A 14,870-nucleotide genomic window follows, 5' to 3' on the forward strand; every position below is an offset into this window, starting at 1 on the left:
ACGATCCTGGAGCTGATATGAAACAGCTATTTGCTGAAATGTTTATTTGGTGGCATGGCCAAACCATGGGAACGCGGCTATTTACGGCGTTGAACGGTAAGTTTGTCGGCGAAGATGATGCAGGCACCAAGTATTATGTCTCGAAAAAGGACCCCAAGCGCCGTTGGGTCACCTATAATGGTCCAGTAGAGGCATCTGCTATCCAAGCGGGTTGGCACGGTTGGATGCACGGTCGTACAGATGTGCCGCCAACGGAGCAGGACTATCAGCCCAAAAATTGGGAAAAGCCCCACCAGCAAAATCTATCTGGTACAGCTGCGGCTTACCGTCCAAAAGGTAGCTTGCTGGCAGAAGGACAACGTCCAAATGTGACGGGCGACTATGATGCCTGGTCACCGGAATAATTGTTTTTGATGGTTTTTCGTCAGTTATTTAGTTTGCGCAAAATTATTGCAGTTTGGCTACTTGTGTTGGCCACGCTGGCGTTTGGTGTGCCTGCACGAGCTCAAACCATTGCGAACCCCGTTGTGGTGTTTGCAGGGCTAGACAAAATTACCGGGCGGATCATCAATTTTGATGTTTATATTGACGAAACCGTGCAATTTGGTGCCCTGCAGATTACGCCCAAAGCGTGCTACACGCAGCCGCCCAACGAGGTGCAGCGCACAACTGTTTTTGTTGAAGTGGATCAAGTGTCGCTAAAACAAACGCTGAAACGCATATTTACGGGTTGGATGTTCGCGGACAGTCCAGCGCTCAGCGCAATCGACCATGCTGTTTATGATATTTGGCTTGTGGATTGCAAACAATCTTCAGACATTCCACCGCCATCTAGCCGATAAAAATCGGCGTCAATTTCCAGAGCATGATTTAACTGCTTGTGGTAATTGGCGCGGGAAATTTCAATTGCCCCAAGCGAACGCAAGTGATCGGTGATGAACTGGGTGTCCAATAGTTGGAAGCCCCCAACATTCAGCCGATCAACAAGATGGGCAAGGGCGATCTTTGATGTGTCACGCTCTTTGTGGAACATGCTTTCGCCAAAAAACGCCCCGCCAAGCGCAATGCCGTACAACCCACCAACCAAGTTGCCCGCTTTCCACACTTCTACTGTGTGGCAGTGGCCTGCTCTAAATAGGGCATGGTATAGCTCAACAATCTCATCGTTGATCCATGTTTCCTGACTGTCGTGGCGTTCCGCGGCACAATTGGCGACAACGGCCAAAAAGTTCGTGTCTACGCGGACTTCGAATGCGTTGCGCCGCATCTTTTTCTTCAGGCTCTTGGAGACATGGAAATTTCCCAAGGGAATAACCCCACGCTCATCGGGGTCCACCCAAAATAGATCATTGGATTGGGCATTCTCAGCCATCGGAAAAATGCCATGGGCATATGCGCTTAGCAACATTTCCGGGGTGAGTTTGAGTGCGTAGGGGTCGTTTGGTTCCATAATTAAAAACAGGGCCAAATTGGCCCTGTATCTTTTTACATGCCGAGATATTTTTCTAGCCAGTGAATGTCGTAGTCGCCTGAAATCACATCGGGTTCTTTGATGAGTTTTCTAAAGAGCGGCAATGTGGTTTTTACGCCATCAACAACAAATTCATCTAATGCACGGTTGAGACGCTGCAAGCATTCCGGGCGAGTGCGGCCATGCACGATGAGCTTGCCAATAAGGCTGTCATAATAGGGGGGGATTTTGTAACCCTGATAAACACCAGAATCGACGCGAACGCCCACGCCACCCGCCGGGTGATAATAAGAAATTGTACCTGGTGAGGGCACGAACGTTTCAGGATCTTCTGCATTGATCCGCACTTCGATTGCGTGTCCCCAGAATTGCACGTCCTCTTGTTTGACGGTCATTTCCATGCCTGCAGCAATGCGGATTTGTTCGTAAACAATATCCACGTTGGTGATGCGCTCTGTGACGGGGTGTTCAACCTGCAATCTGGTGTTCATTTCAATGAAATAGAATTCGCCATCTTCATACAAGAATTCAATGGTACCCGCGCCAGAATATTTCATTTCCGCCACGGCATTGGCACAAATCATGCCGATTCTTTCACGTTGCTCGGCGTTAATTGTCGGGCCACACGCTTCTTCCCAAACCTTCTGGTGTCGGCGTTGCAGCGAGCAATCGCGTTCACCCAAGTGGACAGCGCGGCCTTTGCCGTCGCCCAGAATCTGGATTTCGATGTGACGCGGTTTGCCTAAATATTTTTCGATATAAACCGCATCGTCGCCAAATGCAGCTTTGGCTTCGGTGCGGGCTGTTGAAAGGGCAACGCCAATTTCTTTCTCATTCTTGGCAACCTTCATGCCGCGACCACCGCCGCCAGATGCGGCTTTGATGATCACTGGATAGCCAATTTTCTTGGCGATGCGTTTGGCTTCAGCGTCCTCGGTGACCCCACCTTCAGAACCTGGAACAACCGGAATACCGAGCCTTTTCGCCGTGCGCTTGGCTTCAATCTTATCGCCCATAATATCGATATGGTGCGAAGATGGGCCGATAAACGCAATATTGTGCTCTTCAAGAATTTGCGCAAAGCGCGCATTTTCGGACAAGAAACCATAGCCGGGATGTACCGCATCCGCGCCCGTGATTTCACATGCCGCCAAAATTGAAGGTATGTTGAGGTAGCTGTCTTTTGCCGGAGCGGGGCCGATGCAAACACTTTCGTCGGCAAGCCGTACATGCATGGCGTTGGCATCGGCTGTTGAGTGAACGGCTACGGTCTGGATGCCCAATTCTTTACAGGCACGCAATATCCGCAGAGCGATTTCGCCACGGTTGGCAATTAAAACTTTGGAGAACATGTTTGTTTCTCCTATTCGATCACAACAAGGGGTTCACCGAATTCGACAGGCTGGGCGTCTTCCACGAGGATGCGGGTCACCGTGCCCGCTTTATGGGCAGGTATTTGGTTCATGGTTTTCATCGCTTCGATGATGAGTACCGTTTGACCTTCTGTTACTTTTGCGCCGACTTCAACAAAGTTCGGTGTACCGGGCTCTGCTGCCAGATATGCGGTGCCAACCATTGGGGAGGTGAGTGTGCCGGGGTGGGCACCAAGATCTTCAGGCGCAGGAGATGCAACTGGCGTTGGCGCCGCTGTGGCGGCCGGTGCTAGGGCAGGCGCCGCCATTTGTGGGGCATAGCCCATCGGTGCTGGCATATGAACAACTTCATTGGCATATGAACGGGTCACGCGAACGCGAAAATCGTCTTTTTCGATTTCAACTTCTGCTAGATCTTGCTCATTCAACAATTCTGCAATCGTCCGGATAAGATCGCGGTCAATTTCTGAACCTTTGGTCATTTAGGTTGCTTCTCCGATTGATAGTTACTCTGGGATATGCGTCGCCAGCGCCCCAATTGCGAGGATATATCCAGTTGGTCCTAAACCGCAAATGGTTCCGGTTACAACTGGGGATACATATGATTTATGGCGGAATTCTTCACGCGCATAAATATTTGAAAGATGAACTTCGATTGTGGGGATATTGATGGCGCGGATGGCGTCATGAATGGCCACAGATGTGTGCGTGTAGGCCGCTGGGTTGATGATTAGGCCGTCACATGCTGCGCCTGCTTCTTGAATGAGCGTAACGAGCTCGCCCTCGGAATTGGTTTGTAAGAACTCGAGGCTAAAATCAAAGCGCTCACACTCGTCAGCGCAGGCCGCCTCAATTTCTGTCAAGCCAATTTCGCCGTAAATGCTGCCTTCGCGGTTACCCAATAGGTTGAGATTAGGTCCGTTTAAGATCGCGATTTTCTTGGCCATTAACGCCGCCTATTGATGCCATTTGTCACAAAAGTGTGATGTGACTATACGAAATTGCGCGAAAAGGCAAAGGGTTGCAAGCGAATCCTTTGTTCTTTTCGACAATTTATAGATAAAATGCGCCGATTTTATAGATTACACGTCGCTTTGCCGCTTTCGTGGGTATTTTTTACACATATCCGCATTTCTTCACTGCTCATTGTACCAGCCAATATTTCGACATTATCCACCAAACCGTTCAAATTATGAGCTTGTGGTTTTTCAGGTTAGGGACAGTATGTCATCGGAACGCAGCCAAGCGGGTGTTCCCTGCTTAAGGTTGCGCTGAGCCTTTTTGGCTAAACCTCTTGCCAGTCCCTCATCACCATTTCGCAATGCGGCTTCCGCAGCTGAAAGATCGGCTTGGCCTTCATCACCCAGTTTTGCATAGGCGCGTGCCAGAATGGAAAAAGGGCGAGCGGATTTTGGTGAAGTGGCAGCAACACGTCTGAGCTGACGAATGGCCTCTTCAACATTTGACTTTACACCCGTATCGGCTAAGGCAAGTGCATAGATCAGTCGAAACTCTGGCTCTTTCGGTGCAATCTCAATTGCGCGTTTAAGCGGCTCAAGGGCCTTGGTGGGGCTGCCAGTTTCATAATACATTTGTCCCAACATTTCATGAAAGTTGGGGTTGCGCGGGGAGGCGCTAACAAGTGCGGACATTTGTTTGATCGCACCAGCGCCAGCGCCTGCGCGATAGCCAGCAATTGTGCGCGCATATCGGGCGGCAATCGACTTGTCAGTGTTGGGATATCGATTGAGTACGGTTTGGGTGCGTTCAAGAAAACCTGTAAGTTTGGCTTTGACCAATTCAAATCGTTCAATGTCTTGGCGACTGTCTCGATTTTTGCGGTAAGGACTGGCGGCAGCTCGGTTTTGAGCTTGATTGATCCGGTCTTGGGCGAGTGGATGGGTGCCTAAATAGCTTGAGGCGCCCGCACTCAGACCTTGATTGTTTTTGAGTGTGTTCAAGACATCAATCATGCCGTTGGGCGATTGTTTGGTGCGTTCTAGGTAGGTAAGAGCTGCTGCGTCCGCTGCGCTTTCTTCTGATCGGCGATAAGCCATGAACGCATTTTGGCTGGCGGAGGAGGCGCCAATAATGAATGCGCCGGCTAGTCGGCCGATATCTTCGCGGTTCTCTTGACCCGCAGCAGCGGCTAACACTCCGATACCAAGCAACATCGTCACGGCCTGTACGCGCGCTTGCACCTCAGCTTGCTCGCGCAACCTTTGTAGGTGGCCGCCTGCCAAATGCCCAATTTCATGTGCCAATACAGCTTTTAGTGCGTTGGGCGTTTTGCTGTCGATGATGGTGCCATAATTGATAAATAGTGATCCGTTTTCAATGACGAACGCGTTGAATGCTCTGTCGTTGACCAGATAAATCGGTAAGTCTTGATTGTTGATGCCGGCGGCTTTCATCAGGGGGATTGAAAAATCGCGGATCATCGACTGGGTTTCAGCATCTGTGATCAAACGCAACGTCTGTGCCTGAGCTGCAAGCGGTGACAGAAGAATTCCAACGGTAAAAAGAAGTGTGGAGAGTATTCTACTCATTGTTGAATTGACCTTTGCGCCCCATTCGAATTATGCCCTGTTACAGATTGGTTTCTGATCGTTAGCCTTTATGGCACCAAATGCAGGAAAGTTGGGCACTTTAATGGCGAATTCACAAGAGTTTGATGCTTTGCGGCCATTTTATGCCATGGAAATTTTAGCCATGGCGAAACAAAAAGAGGCGCAAGGCATTAAAATTTGCCATTTGGAAGTTGGTGAGCCGGGTGCGCAGGTTGCGCCAGAAGTGCGCGACGCGGTTGCACATGCCCTCCAAAACGAAGTGCAAGGGTATACCCACGCCAAAGGAAATGCCTCATTGCGGCATGGACTGGTCGACTATTATCGCCTTCAGCATAAGGTGATTGTCGATCCTGAAGACATTTTGGTGACCAACGGATCGTCAGCGGGTTTCATACTCGCATTTTTGGCCGGCTTTGAGCGTGGGGCCAAAATTGCGGTAACACGGCCCGGTTACCCAGCCTATTTGAACATTTTGACGAGCCTGGGGTTTGAACCTGTGGAGATCGAACTATCGGCTGCACAAAGTTGGCGGCTGGACGCAGATGCGGTGCGCCAAACGCATAAAAAGTGCGCATTTGCTGGGTTATTGTTGGCATCACCGGCAAATCCAACGGGTGCGATGATTGAACGCGAGGACCTACAGGCCATTGTTGAAGTTTGTCGTGAACTTGGTGTTCGACTAATTTCTGACGAGATTTATCATGGTCTGAGCCATGGCATGCCAGAGACCACTGCGCTTGAGTTTGGCAATGATGCGATCATCATCAACAGTTTTTCAAAATATTACTGCATGACCGGTTGGCGAATAGGTTGGATGGTGCTGCCAAAAGACTTGGTGCGACGTACCGAAATGATGGCGCAAAGCATGTTCATATCAGCACCAAGCCTATCGCAATTGGCAGGCGAGGTGGCGCTGAAGTGCCGACCCTATTACGACGCGCAAAAGGCGCATTATGTTTCCAATGGTTTGGTGCTGACGCGCGCGTTGCAGGAAATGGGTTTTAGTAATGTTTGTCAGTCAGATGGCGCGTTCTACGCTTATGCGCAGATATCAGAATTTTCCGACGACAGCGTTGATTTTTGCCAAAAACTGCTGGAGCGTGGCGATGTTGCTACAACACCAGGCATCGACTTTGATCGGGTGAATGGCAACAAGTTTGTGCGGTTCTCCTATGCAGGGTCGCGTGACACGATTGAAGATGCGATAGAAAAAATGGCCGGCTTTTTGAGCCGACCATTGTAATCATTTAGGATTGTGTGGGCGCTAGGCGCCGGTTCTTCGTCCGATTAAGAACCAAGAATGTTGCGCTGCCACCAGCCTTTTTTGACTTTTTTTGCAGGTTCCGCTGGTGCGGAATCGTCAGACTTAGCGGGTGACGAAGACGTGACAATTATGCCTTCTTCGGGCAATTTTTTCTCACCGCGTTCTGGGCGACTGCTTGGCTTTTCTTCAGCTTTCACTTCATTAGGTGCGGTATCAACGGGTTTGATTTCAGCGGGGCCTGCACTAATTGGCTCAGCATTTGCAGCCGCCTGAGCCTCAGCGTCTTTTTGTGCCTTTGACTTGCGACCGCGGCGGGGCTTTGGTTTTTCCTCGGGCGTTTCGCTTTTTGCATCATCCACCGTGCTGGTTTGTGCCACCACTTCGGTGCTCGCCTCAGCTTGCTCTTCGGGTTTCTTTCTGCGTGGACGACGAACGCGCTTTTTAGGCTTTTCTTCCGTCACGCCAGAAAGTGTTGTTTCGCTCACGCTTGGTGAAGATTCAATGGCCGCAGCGGCTTCGGCATCCATTGCGGGTGCTTCACTATCGTCTGCGGGCGTTGCTGTTTTTGCGCCTGCTTCGGCATTTTCTGTGGCTTGTACATCTTCGTCTTGCGTACGGCGATTGCGCCGGCCACCGCGACGGCCACGACGACGGCGCTTCTTGGGCTGATCGTCATCATCACCATCTGTTTCTTCATTGTCGCTAGCTGGACCTTTGTCTTCGTCGGTCTTTGCAACGGCTTCAGCTGCTGGGCTATCATTGCGATCGCGGTCGCGATCTCGTCCACCACGACGGCGGCGTTTTCCGCGGCGACGGTTTGAACGATCTTCGTCTTGTTCTGTGGTTTCAACCACTTCGACTTCGTTTTCAGCCTCAGCTTCCGATTCGTCTTCGACTTCATCGATGACATCATCTTCTTCGATTTCAGCTAAAATTGGTGCCGAATCGACTTTTACGTGGTTGGTTTGGCGGGCGACGCTTGTTTCGTAAAGGTCACCTTTTTCAATGGTGAACTGATCGCCGAGCAAATGGTTTTCTGCGGTGATTGCAATGGCGAGGCCAAAACGCTGTTCCAAAACGAGCAATTGGCTGCGTTTTGCGTTCAACAGATAAAGCGCAACCTCAGTTGGTACCTTGACATTGATCGACTGACCTTGCTTGCGCATCACGTGATCTTCAATAGCGCGCATGACCATGAGGGCATGGCTATCGACTGAACGAATAAGGCCGGTACCCGTACAAACAGGGCAGGTGATGGTTGAACTTTCAAGCACGCCAAATCGAATGCGCTGGCGCGACATTTCAAGCAAACCGAAGTGAGAAATGCGGCCAACTTGAATGCGCGCGCGATCCGTTTTCAGGTTGTCTTTGAGTTTACGTTCAACAGCACGAATATTGCGCTTTTCTTCCATATCGATAAAATCGATAACCACAAGACCAGCCATGTCACGCAAGCGCAATTGACGCGCCAATTCGGCGGCGGCTTCAAGGTTGGTTTGAAGAGCGGTGTCTTCGATATTGTGTTCTTTGGTGGCTTTCCCCGAGTTCACGTCCACCGAAACAAGCGCTTCGGTTGGGTTGATCACGATGTAACCGCCAGAAGGCAATGTCACCTGTGGGGAGAACATTGAATCAAGCTGTTGTTCCACACCATGGCGCGAGAAAATCGGCTGTTCTTCACGATAAGGCTGAACATTTTTGGCGTGGGAAGGCATAATCATGCGCATGAAGTCTTTGGCTTCACGGTACGCTTCTTCGCCCGACACCTGCACTTCGGAAATTTCTTTGTTATAGAGATCCCTGATCGAGCGCTTAATCAAACTGCCTTCTTCATAAACAAGGCATGGGGCTGTTGATTCTAGCGTTAAGCTGCGCACATTTTCCCAAAGGCGCAAAAGATATTCAAAGTCGCGTTTAACTTCGGCTTTGGTACGGCTGGCACCTGCTGTGCGCAAGATAACGCCCATGCCTTTTTGCACGTCCAATTCGTTTGCGACTTCCTTGAGGCGCTTACGGTCGGCTGCGTTGGTAATTTTGCGAGAAATGCCGCCACCGCGCGCGGTGTTTGGCATAAGCACAGAATAGCGACCAGCAAGAGACAGATAAGTGGTCAGTGCCGCGCCTTTGTTGCCGCGCTCTTCTTTGACCACTTGCACCAACAAGACCTGGCGACGCTTGATTACTTCCTGGATTTTGTAGGACTTTGTTTTTTTCTTGCGACGGCGTTGTGGAACTTCTTCCATCGCGTCTTCAGCACCAACTTGTTCTACTTGATCTTCGTCTGCATCGATGTCGCCTGCTGTGTCCGACGCAGGTTTGTTGCGCGAAACGACCCTGTCGCTCGCGACACTTGGCGCTTCATTGTCAGAGGCTTGCGCACGTGCACGGCCGTCATCGGATGGTTCGTCCGCGGGTTCATCAATATCCAGGATGCTTGGTTGGTCGGAACCGCTCAAATCATCAGATTGGGCCTCGGCGACTTCATCTTCTTCCTCTTCAGCCAAAAGCGCTTCGCGATCAGCTTGGGGGATTTGATAATAGTCCGGGTGAATCTCTGAAAAAGCGAGGAAACCGTGGCGATTGCCACCGTAATCCACAAAAGCTGCCTGCAAAGAGGGCTCAACTCTTGTTACCTTTGCAAGGTAGATATTCCCCCGCAATTGCCGCCGTGCGGCGCTTTCAAAGTCAAATTCTTCTAAACGTGAGCCGCTAGTGACGACTACTCGTGTTTCTTCCGGGTGGATTGCATCCACCAGCATTCTTCTTGTTGCCATTAATTATTACTCCACGCTGCCGTGCGCTGCTGCGTAACATTCCGTTTAATGCGGAGTGAGGGGCAGTGCGCTTCGGTGCGTATTCCATTTGTGAGCCACAGCCGGAGTTAGCGGCAGGGCGATTGTTTGGAGAAATTGATTGGCACACAAAACTAGCATGTCGCGCGCTGAGCGTGCGTTCGCTGTTTTGATAGAGATGCCTCATCACAATTTCTTTCTTCATGCTCATATTCCCAAAGGGAGGTTCGAGAATAGGAGCGGGCCGTTCGGCCAAATTCTTCTACATTTCAGTGGACTAGCTGGATGCCAGCGTCTCATCATAAGTGCCCTTATATGGGGTAAAAGGTACACGCTTCAATGGTTGGCCACGTTAGTAGTAGTTACCGCAGTGACACGAACATTGGGCAAAAATGCACCAGTCCACAATTTAAGTGTTTACGTTCGAAATTCAAATTTAGCAACAAATATGTTCGTGAGGACAAATTGTGGGGGCGTTGATCCCCAAATTTGGGCATTTTACGTGCGACAATTATTGTTCAGCTCAACAGTTCGTCTCAACGATACGCTGAATTAAGAGAATCATTTATAGAGTGGGAAACAATTATAGTGAGGGGCCCATGCGGCATTGGGGATTATTCAGATTTATTGCCGTATTCGCATTGAGCCTGCTTTCGTGCGGCTATGCCTTTGCGCAAGAAAATTTACCTGAATTGCAAATTCTTGACGCGCGAATTGCCTCGGCACCCGAGCGCAGCCGCATCGTGTTCGATTTATCCGCTGAGACTGGCTATTCGACCTTTCCGATTGATCAGCCAGATCGCTTGGTTATTGAGTTCAGCGTCGATAAAGTTGCAGACACCGCACCGGCAAATGTTGAGGGCACAGGTCTATTGTCCAAGATGAGCCTTGGTATGATCGATGACGGGTTGGCCCGTGCCGTGATTTTTCTCAATCAACCTGTGCAAGTCGCCGACATCAATTTAGTCAAAGCGGAAGGTGATCAGCCCGCACGCTTGGTGATTGAATTGGCACCGGGAACGCGTGAAATCTTTGACGCGGCCGTGGACGCGATTAAGGCCCAGAGCCAACAATCAGAAGCGCAATCGCAACAGCCCACAGTCGACATAATTCCGGCGCCGAACCTAGAAACTGAATCCGCCGCGCCTATAGCGGTGCGACCACTGATAATCATCGACCCCGGACATGGCGGCATTGATATGGGTGCCACCGGCTCTTCGGGCGAATATGAAAAGCTTATTGTTCTGCAAATTGCCAAACGGCTGCAGGCGGAACTGGTGGCGTTGAATCGCTTTGATGTCGCCCTTACGCGGGACGGCGATAGCTTTTTGACGTTAAATGAGCGGGTGCAATTGGCGCGAGACAACCAAGCGAATTTGTTTGTTTCGTTGCATGCGGACACGTTTGACCAACCCGAAATACGTGGTGCTGGGGTCTATACGCGTGACGAGAACGCTACTGATGTGTTGGACAAAGTGTTGGCAGAGTACGAAAACCAATCGGATTTGGTTGCTGGGTTTAATCCACCTGCTCAAGACAATGGCGTCGTTGGTATCTTGGTCGATCTCATGCGGCGCGAAACGCGTCGGCAATCTTATGTGGTGGCGCAACAATTGGTTCGACAAATGGGCGGGCGGCTGACCATGCGGCAACAGCCGTTGCGGCAAGCCGACTTTTTTGTGCTGCAGGCACCAGAGGTGCCCTCGGTGTTGATTGAACTCGGCTTCTTGTCCAATGAATCAGATATGAGAAATTTAACACAGGCAGAATGGCAGCAAAGGGCAGCACAATCGATTGCCCAGGGAATTGCCAAATATTTTGACGTCAGCGTTCAACCATGATTAAAGCGCCAGAATGCTTTTGAACATGATCCTTGGCCACATTCTTGCCGAATCGAACGCCTATTGCAGGAGCAACGAGCGGATTGGCGGGGCTTTACGGGTAGGTGCAAGTTGTCGTCGGGGCGATTACAGTTGATCAGGAATTTTTGATAAGATGCTACGATTTTTGGGTTGGTTGTTTGGTTTTGGTGTGTTTGCCGGTTTCTTGGTGCTGGGCGCAGTTGGTGTGTTCTTGTGGAATTTGTCGCAAGATTTGCCCGACTACACCGTTCTGAAAGACTATCAACCGCCCGTCACAACACGCGTACATGCGGCGGATGGAACTTTGCTCGGAGAATATGCGCGCGAAAGGCGTCTGTTCCAGCCTATTGAAACAATCCCACCATTGGTCGTGAATGCCTTCATTGCGGTTGAAGATAAAGATTTTTATACGCATGGGGGGTTGGCTCTGGATGGTATCGTGCGGGCATTGCGTGACAACGTTCAGAATAAACTTGATGGCTCGTCGGGGCCTCTGGTCGGTGCGTCGACCATTACGCAGCAGGTTGCACGGAATTTTTTGCTGTCACTTGATCAAACTTGGGATCGTAAGATCAAAGAAATGTTGCTTGCCGTTCGGATTGAGCAAACGTTCTCCAAAGACAAGATCATGGAATTATATCTCAACGAGATTTTCTTGGGCCTTAATTCCTATGGTGTATCGGCCGCTGCGCTGAACTATTTTGATAAAGCGTTGTATGAGCTCACCATCGCAGAAGCTGCCTACATTGCTGCATTGCCCAAAGGGCCTGCGAATTATCACCCGATCAGACGCCCTGAAGCGGCCATCTCGCGGCGCAATTATGTCATCGAGCGCATGGCCGAAGAGGGGTATATTACCCAGGAGCAAGCCAGTTCTGCACAACAAGACCCGTTAGACGTGTTTCCGCGTAGTTCTGGCTCACAGATCTATTCGGCGGAATATTTTGCTGAAGAGGTGAGACGCCGTCTTTCGCGGATTTATGGTGACGACCAACTTTATGGTGGTGGTCTGTCGGTGCGCACGACGATGGAGCCCAAACTGCAGGCTTTTGCGCGAAAGGCATTGATGGATGGTTTGGTCAATTTTGACCAAAAAAAGGGCTATCGTGAACCGGTTGCCACGATTGAATTGGACGATGATTGGGGTGACGATCTTGCCAAGATCGCCCCCCTTGCGGATGTCCCTGAATGGCGATTGGGTGTGGTGATCGAAGTGGGGAAAAACTCCGCCGTTGTTGGTTTACACCCGGGAAAGGACGCTCAAAACAACGTCAATCCGGAGCGCGAAACCGGACAATTGCCGGGTAAAGAGCAAAAGTGGATTACCAAACCGCTCTCCCAAATTCTCAATCTGGGAGATGTGATTTACGTTGAGGCTGTGGAAGGTAAAGAGGGCATTTATCAAATGCGCCAGCCTCCTGAGGTTGAGGGTGGGCTTGTGGCGATGGACCCGCGCACGGGCCGTGTATTGGCGCTTGTCGGGGGCTTTTCGTTTGCCAGCTCTGAGTTTAACCGCGCAACGCAAGCGCAGCGCCAACCTGGTTCGTCGTTCAAGCCCTTTGTTTATGCGGCGGCACTAGATAATGGCTATACGCCAGCGTCCGTGGTTCTGGATGCGCCATTGGAAATCCAAAACGCTGATGGCTCAACCTACAAGCCAGAAAACTACTCGGAGAACTTTTATGGTCCGCAAACTTTACGGCGGGGGATCGAGCGTTCGCGGAACGTGATGACGGTGCGTTTGGCACAGGATATTGGGATGCCACTTGTATCTGAATATGCGCGACTATTTGGGATTAACGACAATTTGCCGCCTTATCTGGCCATGGCGCTTGGCGCTGGCGAAACCAGTGTTTTGAATTTGACCGCTGCTTACGCGACAATTGCCAATGGCGGGCGCAAAATCAATCCGACGCTGATTGACCGTGTGCAAGATCGATATGGCAAAACGGTTTTCAAACATGATGAGCGAATATGCGATGGTTGTAATGTTGAGAGCTGGCAAAACCAAGCTGAGCCATTGGTGATAGACACACGCGATCAGGTGCTCGATCCGATGACTGCCTATCAGATTACCTCTATGTTAGAAGGTGTCATCACACGTGGCACTGGTTCGCGCGTGCGCTCACTTGATCGGCCTGTGGCGGGTAAAACGGGTACGTCAAACGATTATAAAGATGCGTGGTTTGTTGGCTTCACGCCTGATTTGGCTGTCGGGGTCTATATTGGGTATGATACCCCGAAAGGTATGGGCCGGGCTGCCACAGGTGGCGAGTTGGCTGCGCCAATATTCACGGCGTTTATGAAAAATGCGATGGTGGGTAAACCACCAACGCCGTTCAAAATTCCCGCGGGAATGACACCTTATTGGATAGATCCGAAAACCGGGGTGAAAGTGTCGGGCGGCGAGGGTGCAATTATTGAAGCGTTTAAGCCTGGAACCGGACCAAACTTGATCACATCTGTGATCGGGATAGATTCTGAGGTGTTCCAAGAGCTTGAGGGTGGCACGAGCCAAGATTTTAACGCTGGCCGTGGTGGTTTGTTCTGACCATAATGTGTGTGAATTGAGGTTGCTTATGGCAACACTTGCGACGATCGGTCAATATGGCTAAACCTTCACTCTCCAATTTTATGTGAGTTTTAAAACAACCTTATGCGCACAGAAATCCAATCCGTAGTGGACGAAATTGAGCAGGCGATGAGCCTGCTGAGGAGGCATCTTTGACTGGGACACCGCTCAAACACGTCTTGATGAATTAAACCAACAAGCTGAAGACCCAGATCTTTGGAGTGACACGGAAAGAGCACAAACCGTGATGCGGGATCGCACCTATCTTGAGGGGCAGATCAACGCGCTTAGTGAGCTGCAAGCCACGTTGACCGATAATATTGACCTGATTGAATTGGGGGAGATGGAAGGCGACGCTGAAGTTGTTGATGAAGCAGAAAAAGCGCTGATTGAGATGAAAGTGCTGACTGATCGCAAACAGGTCGAGACACTTCTTTCCGGCGAAGCTGACGCGAATGATTGTTACGTTGAGGTACATGCAGGCGCGGGTGGCACGGAAAGCCAAGACTGGGCCAATATGCTGTTGCGTATGTACACGCGTTGGGCGGAGCGGCGCGGGCACAAAGTTGAAGTCATGGAAATGCATGACGGCGAGGAAGCTGGCATTAAGTCGGCGACTTTGTTGGTCAAGGGCATCAATTCTTATGGCTGGCTGAAGACCGAAAGCGGTGTACATCGCCTCGTGCGGATTTCGCCCTATGACTCGCAGGCACGTCGGCACACAAGTTTTTCCTCGATCTGGGTTTACCCAGTGATTGACGACAGTATTGAGATCGAAGTTGCTGAATCAGAGGTGCGTATCGACACTTATCGCGCGTCTGGTGCTGGCGGGCAGCACGTCAATACAACCGACAGTGCGGTAAGAATTACGCATTTGGAAACGGGCATTGTTGTGCAATGTCAAAATGATCGGTCTCAGCACAAAAACAAAGCGACTGCATGGCAAATGTTGCGCGCCCGGCTTTA

11 protein-coding genes and 1 pseudogene are annotated in these 14,870 nt (G+C 50.6%); 6 read left to right on the forward strand and 6 right to left on the reverse strand.

The window, feature by feature from the left end; genetic code table 11:
• Together ACJAZW_RS13090 and ACJAZW_RS13095 are read left to right on the forward strand one after the other, a co-directional pair.
• Positions 1–404: NADH:ubiquinone oxidoreductase subunit NDUFA12 (locus tag ACJAZW_RS13090; protein WP_415158813.1), on the forward strand; the 404-nt coding region annotated here is incomplete at its 5' end.
• 9 nt (positions 405–413) lie between these two features.
• Positions 414–842 carry a DUF2155 domain-containing protein gene (locus tag ACJAZW_RS13095; protein ID WP_415158815.1) on the forward strand — a complete coding sequence of 143 codons (429 nt, stop codon included), beginning with the start codon at positions 414–416 and terminating at the stop codon, positions 840–842.
• On the opposite strand, the gene aat is transcribed toward ACJAZW_RS13095, so the two are convergent.
• The 5 genes from aat to ACJAZW_RS13120 form a co-directional block, all read right to left on the reverse strand.
• Positions 779–1,450 carry a leucyl/phenylalanyl-tRNA--protein transferase gene (aat, locus tag ACJAZW_RS13100; protein ID WP_415158817.1) on the reverse strand — a complete coding sequence of 224 codons (672 nt, stop codon included), beginning with the start codon at positions 1,448–1,450 and terminating at the stop codon, positions 779–781. The genes ACJAZW_RS13095 and aat overlap by 64 nt on opposite strands.
• 35 nt (positions 1,451–1,485) lie before the next feature.
• The gene (accC, locus tag ACJAZW_RS13105; RefSeq protein ID WP_415158819.1) at positions 1,486–2,823 is read right to left on the reverse strand and encodes an acetyl-CoA carboxylase biotin carboxylase subunit; all 1,338 of its coding nucleotides are present in this window, start codon (positions 2,821–2,823) and stop codon (positions 1,486–1,488) included.
• A gap of 11 nt (positions 2,824–2,834) precedes the next feature.
• Complete coding sequence (accB, locus tag ACJAZW_RS13110; protein WP_415158821.1) at positions 2,835–3,326, reverse strand: acetyl-CoA carboxylase biotin carboxyl carrier protein; 492 nt, start codon at positions 3,324–3,326, stop codon at positions 2,835–2,837.
• Between the two features lie 24 nt (positions 3,327–3,350).
• Entirely contained in the window at positions 3,351–3,791 is a 441-nt protein-coding gene (aroQ, locus tag ACJAZW_RS13115; protein ID WP_415158823.1) for a type II 3-dehydroquinate dehydratase, read from the reverse strand.
• A 261-nt stretch (positions 3,792–4,052) separates the two neighbouring features.
• Positions 4,053–5,393 carry a M48 family metalloprotease gene (locus ACJAZW_RS13120; protein ID WP_415158825.1) on the reverse strand — a complete coding sequence of 447 codons (1,341 nt, stop codon included), beginning with the start codon at positions 5,391–5,393 and terminating at the stop codon, positions 4,053–4,055.
• Between the two features lie 103 nt (positions 5,394–5,496).
• Between ACJAZW_RS13120 and ACJAZW_RS13125 the strand changes: the two genes are divergently transcribed.
• Positions 5,497–6,657 carry a pyridoxal phosphate-dependent aminotransferase gene (locus tag ACJAZW_RS13125; RefSeq protein WP_415158827.1) on the forward strand — a complete coding sequence of 387 codons (1,161 nt, stop codon included), beginning with the start codon at positions 5,497–5,499 and terminating at the stop codon, positions 6,655–6,657.
• A gap of 44 nt (positions 6,658–6,701) precedes the next feature.
• Here ACJAZW_RS13125 and ACJAZW_RS13130 read toward each other — a convergent pair whose 3' ends face one another.
• Entirely contained in the window at positions 6,702–9,452 is a 2,751-nt protein-coding gene (locus ACJAZW_RS13130) for an Rne/Rng family ribonuclease (RefSeq protein WP_415158829.1), read from the reverse strand.
• Between the two features lie 617 nt (positions 9,453–10,069).
• On the opposite strand from ACJAZW_RS13130, the gene ACJAZW_RS13135 reads away from it, so the two are divergent.
• The 3 genes and pseudogenes from ACJAZW_RS13135 to prfB all read left to right on the forward strand — a co-directional run.
• Positions 10,070–11,311, forward strand: a complete 1,242-nt coding sequence (locus ACJAZW_RS13135; RefSeq protein WP_415158831.1) for an N-acetylmuramoyl-L-alanine amidase — start codon at positions 10,070–10,072, stop codon at positions 11,309–11,311.
• A gap of 154 nt (positions 11,312–11,465) precedes the next feature.
• Positions 11,466–13,883: a penicillin-binding protein 1A gene (locus ACJAZW_RS13140; protein ID WP_415158832.1), complete on the forward strand. Its 2,418-nt coding sequence runs from the start codon at positions 11,466–11,468 to the stop codon at positions 13,881–13,883.
• Positions 13,884–13,988: 105 nt separating this feature from the next.
• Positions 13,989–14,870 (forward strand): annotated as a pseudogene (gene prfB / locus ACJAZW_RS13145) (peptide chain release factor 2); the annotation flags it as partial.

Source organism: Maritalea sp. (assembly GCF_047634455.1).
Classification (GTDB): domain Bacteria; phylum Pseudomonadota; class Alphaproteobacteria; order Rhizobiales; family Devosiaceae; genus Maritalea.